The sequence below is a fragment of the Enterococcus sp. B2E4 genome (genome assembly GCF_030499455.1).
GTDB classification, from domain to species: Bacteria; Bacillota; Bacilli; order Lactobacillales; family Enterococcaceae; genus Enterococcus_D; species Enterococcus_D casseliflavus.
The window spans coordinates 1-324 of record NZ_JAUKPK010000010.1 but is presented as its reverse complement, the minus strand read 5'-3'; the positions used below and the strand labels follow the sequence as shown (position 1 = coordinate 324).

General features: G+C 48.8%; 3 tRNA genes. All 3 read right to left on the bottom strand.

The window, feature by feature from the left end:
* Positions 1-8: 8 nt before the first annotated feature.
* The 3 genes from Q1X33_RS08030 to Q1X33_RS08020 all read right to left on the bottom strand — a co-directional run bounded on the left by Q1X33_RS08030 (position 9) and on the right by Q1X33_RS08020 (position 245).
* Positions 9-82, bottom strand: a tRNA-Trp gene (locus Q1X33_RS08030).
* A 5-nt stretch (positions 83-87) separates the two neighbouring features.
* Positions 88-168 (bottom strand) — tRNA-Tyr (locus Q1X33_RS08025).
* Position 169: 1 nt separating this feature from the next.
* Positions 170-245 (bottom strand) — tRNA-Phe (locus tag Q1X33_RS08020).
* Positions 246-324 lie beyond the last annotated feature (79 nt).

Here is a 324-nt window from a genome sequence, read left to right as displayed (position 1 = left end):
ATATATAATGGCAGGGGCAGCAGGAATTGAACCCACACTAACGGTTTTGGAGACCGCTGTTCTACCTTTAAACTATGCCCCTATAAATGGAGGAGAGTGGATTCGAACCACTGAACCCTAAGGAACGGATTTACAGTCCGTCGCGTTTAGCCACTTCGCTACTCCTCCATGGTGGCGCGGGACAGAATCGAACTGCCGACACATGGAGCTTCAATCCATTGCTCTACCAACTGAGCTACCGAGCCATATAAGAAAATATAAGTTTTACAAAAATAATGAAACGGTCTGGACGGGACTCGAACCCGCGACCTCCTGCGTGACAGG